Here is a 3,911-nt window from a genome sequence, read left to right on the forward strand (position 1 = left end):
TCAGGACGGTGCGTCGAATGGCCTGACGGCGCCGAATGGTCCTTCGCAGCAGCGGGTGATCCGGCAGGCTCTCGCATCGGCCGGTCTTTCGACTGCGGATGTGGATGCGGTGGAGGCGCACGGTACCGGTACGACGCTCGGCGACCCGATCGAGGCGCAGGCCCTCCTGGCCCCCTACGGCCAGGACCGCGAACAGCCCCTCCTGCTCGGCTCCGTGAAGTCCAACATTGGCCACACCCAGGCCGCCGCCGGCGTCGCCGGTGTCATCAAGATGGTCCTGGCCCTGCAACACGGGGTGCTGCCGCGGACGTTGCATGTCACCGAGCCGTCGTCGCATGTGGATTGGGCGGCGGGTTCGGTGGAGTTGCTGACGTCGGCGGTGGAGTGGCCCGGTGGGGAGCGTCCGCGTCGGGCGGGTGTGTCGTCGTTCGGCATCAGCGGCACCAACGCGCATCTGATCCTGGAAGAGGCCGCCGTCGGCTCCGAGGAGGCTGTTGCTGAGCCGGCGCCTTCGGGGCTTGGGGTTCCGTGGGTGGTGTCGGCGCGGTCTGAGCGGTCGTTGGATGCGCAGGTTGCGCGGTTGGTGGCTCTTGAGGCCGACAGCGTCGATGTGGGCTGGTCTTTGCTGGGGCGGTCGGTGTTTGATCACCGGGCTGTGCTGGTTGACGGGCAGTTGGTGCGGGGTGTGGCCGGTGAGGTCGGCCCCGGGCCGGTGTTCGTGTTCCCCGGTCAGGGGTCGCAGTGGGCGGGCATGGCGGTTGAACTGCTGGACTCCTCCGAGGTGTTTGCGCACTGGGTGGCCGAGTGTGACCGGGTGATCGGGTCCTTCGTGGACTGGTCGGTCGTGGATGTGCTGCGGGGTGATGCGGAGCTGCTGGAGCGCATCGAGATCTTGCAGCCGGTGTTGTTCGCGGTGATGGTGTCGTTGGCGCAGACGTGGCGGTCGTTCGGTGTGGAGCCGGGCGCGGTGGTGGGGCATTCGCAGGGTGAGATCGCGGCTGCTTTCGTGGCGGGTGCGTTGAGCCTTGAGGATGCCGTCCGGATCGTGGTGCTGCGCAGTCAGCTGTTCGCGGACGAGTTGGTGGGCCGGGGTGCGGTCGCCTCGGTGGCGCTGCCGGTGGAGGCGGTGCGTGAACTCATCGGTCGCTGGGCTGGGTTGTCGGTGGCCGGTATCAACGGTCCGAATGCGTGCACGGTGGCTGGTCCGGAGGCTGAGCTGGGCGAGTTCGTCGACCTGTGCGTGAGCCGGGGTGAGCGGGCCCGGATCGTGCCCTCGACGGTGGCGTCGCACGGCCCGCAGGTCGAGCCGCTGCGGGAACGCCTCCTGGAGCTGCTGGCGGAGACGACTCCTCGGACGGCGGGTATCCCGTTCTACTCGGCGGTGACCGGCGAGCGGATCGACACGACGGAACTGGGCCCGGAGTACTGGTACTTGAACGCCCGCAGGCCGATCGAGTTCGCGAAGGTCACCCGCGCATTGATCGACGACGGCTACCGCGTGTTCGTCGAGTCCAGTGCGCACCCGGTGCTGACGATGCCGCTGCAGTCCACCGCCGACGACCATGGCGCGGCGGACGTCGTCGCGGTCGGTTCCCTGCGCCGGGACCAGGGTGGCCCGGCGAGGTTCGCTCTCTCCCTCGGCGAGGCGTGGGCCGCAGGCGTCGAGGTGGACTGGCGGGTGTTCTACGAAGGCACCGGAGCCCGCCGCATCGACCTCCCCACCTACGCCTTCGACCGCCAGCGCTACTGGCCCAAGGCGGCCGTCAGCTCGGGCGCGGCCGACCCGGTCGACGCCGAGTTCTGGACCCTCGTCGACAGCGGTGACCTCGCTTCCGCGCTCGATGTGGACCCGGACGCGGCGGCGGCCGTGGCGCCCGCGCTGTCCGCGTGGCGTGGGCGGCAGAAGGCCCAGTCCACCGTGGACTCGTGGCGGTACCAGGATTCCTGGGAGCGGCTGCGCGGTGTCCCCGTCGCCGGTATCACGGGGACCTGGCTCGCCCTCGTTCCGGCCGGCTTCGACGGGGCGGACCAGGCCGACAAGGCATGGACCGAGTCCGTGCTCGCGCCGCTCGGCGCCGACGTCGTACGCATCGATGTCGCACCGGACACCGAATGGGCAACCCTCGCCGCCCGGTTGGCCGGTCTTGAGCCCGCCGGAGTGCTGTCCCTGCTCGGTACGGCCGACCGGCCGTACCCCGGGTTCGACGCCACGTCGTCGGGCCTGGCGCTGTCGGTACTGCTCGTGCAGGCGCTCGGCGACGCCGGGATCACGGCGCCGCTGTGGGCCGTGACCCGGGGAGCGGTCACGACCGGCGCCGACGACACGGTCACCAGCCCCGCCCAGACGGCGCTGTGGGGACTCGGCCGGGTCGCGGCCCTGGACCTGCCGCACCGGTGGGGCGGCCTGGTCGACCTTCCCGAGGAGATCGACGACCGTATCGCCGAGGGCCTGGTCGCCGCGCTCAGCAACGGGGGTGGAGAGGATCAGCTCGCCGTGCGCGCCTCCGGCGTTCACGGCCGGCGGCTGGTGCCCGCGCCGCGTGGGCAGCGGGGCGAGGAGTGGCAACCGCGCGGCACGGTGCTCATCACCGGTGGCACAGGCGCGCTCGGCGGTCATGTCGCCCGCTGGGTCGTCGACGCCGGCGCCGAGCACGTCGTCCTCACCAGCCGTCGCGGGGCCGCGGCGCCCGGCGCGCAGGAGCTGCGGGCCGAGCTCGAAGCGCTCGGCGCCCGGGTCACGCTCGCGGCCTGCGACGCCTCCGACCGGGCGGCGCTGGCCGCGCTGCTGGAGCAGATCCCGGCCGAGCACCCGCTGACGGCGGTCGTGCACGCGGCCGGTGTCGTCGAGGGCAACGCTCCGACCGACGCGCTCGGCATCGACCAGCTCGACCGGCTGCTGCGGGCCAAGACGACGTCCGCGTGGAACCTGCACGAACTCACCGCGGACAACCCGGAGATCGAGGCGTTCATCCTCTTCTCGTCCGGCGCGGCGAGCTGGGGCAGCGGGGCACAGCCCGCCTACGCGGCGGCCAACGCCTACCTGGACGGCCTCGCGCACCACCGCCACGGTCTGGGCCTCGCGGCCACGTCCGTCGCGTGGGGTGCCTGGGCGGACAGCGGCATGGCCGCCGAGAACGCCGAGGGCGCGGAGCAACTGCGCCGCCGCGGCCTGCACACCATGGCGCCGGAGCTCGCGATCAGGGCACTGCGGCAGGCGGTCGCCGACGGCCGGACGCAGCTCACCGTCACCAACACCGACTGGGAGAAGTTCGCGCCCAGCTTCACCGCACAGCGGCCCAGCCCGCTGCTCGACGGCATCCCGGACGTGCGCAGGCTGGCCGAAGCCGAGGCGCAGCAGCCGTCCGACTCCGGGTTCAAGGAGCGGCTGGCCGCGCTGCCCGAGTCCGAGCGCGGCCGGGTCCTGCTCGACCTGGTCCGCGCCGAGGCCGCAGCGACGCTCGGCTACGACGAGACCGACGCGTTCTCGGCGAACCGGGCCTTCCGCGACGTCGGCTTCGACTCGGTGATGGCCGTCGACCTGCGCAACCGGCTGAAGGCGGCCACCGGGGTGGCACTGCCCGCGACCCTGGTCTTCGACCACCCGACCCCGGCGGCCCTGGCGCAGTTCATCCGCACCGAGCTGCTGGGCGAGACGGGCGAGCAGCGGGCGGACGATCCCGAGGCGCACATCCGCGAGACCCTCGCCTCGATCCCGATCAGCCGACTGCGCAAGGCCGGCCTGCTGGATCTCGTGCTCCAACTTGCACAAGACAGTGGGGAAATCACGAGCACTGATTCTGTTGTGCTTGATCCCGAGGCGGACTCGATCGACGACCTCGACGGCGAAGCACTGCTGCGCCTGGCGATCGAGAACTCCGGGAACTGACGGCCGACCCCCAGAAGGAAGCGCG

Annotated in this window: 1 protein-coding gene (running past one end of the window); it reads left to right on the top strand. The window is 71.8% G+C overall.

Going from position 1 to position 3,911, the window contains the following annotated elements; all coding sequences use genetic code 11:
* Positions 1-3,886 carry the end of a type I polyketide synthase gene (locus AB5J49_RS44165; RefSeq protein ID WP_369174503.1) on the top strand. Its footprint begins 24,002 nt before the window's first position, so the window shows 3,886 of its 27,888 coding nt (coding positions 24,003-27,888); the start codon falls outside the window, past its left edge; its stop codon occupies positions 3,884-3,886.
* Positions 3,887-3,911: the final 25 nt, after the last annotated feature.

The organism is Streptomyces sp. R28 (assembly GCF_041052385.1).
Lineage (GTDB): Bacteria > Actinomycetota > Actinomycetes > Streptomycetales > Streptomycetaceae > Streptomyces.